Annotated in this window: 1 protein-coding gene; it reads right to left on the bottom strand. The window is 62.2% G+C overall.

Going from position 1 to position 225, the window contains the following annotated elements:
- Positions 1-193 (bottom strand): hypothetical protein (locus tag ACWGTI_RS33035; RefSeq protein WP_454590725.1); only part of this gene is annotated, 193 nt, incomplete at its 3' end.
- Between the last annotated feature and the right edge of the window lie 32 nt (positions 194-225).

The following is a 225-nucleotide window of genomic DNA, read 5'->3' as shown; positions in this document are numbered from 1 at the left end:
CTTCGCGGGCCACTTTCTTGAAGGTGGAAACAAGTTCCTTGTCCTCGGGAAAGGGCTCGGAACGGTCACGTTTTGCGCCGACACGGACCTCTTTGGTGACCGCAAACTCGGGTTGGCTATTCGGGCCTGGGCCGTGTGCCGCCGCCTCCGGCGTTTGGTGGCAAGGGATGAAGTCGTCACGCAGATCGGGCAACGACGGCACCGGCCGTGAAATGCCGAGATGCG

This window comes from Mesorhizobium sp. ArgA1, from assembly GCF_053714375.1.
Note: the sequence above shows the minus strand (reverse complement) of the source record. Positions and strands in the feature narration are given on the sequence as shown.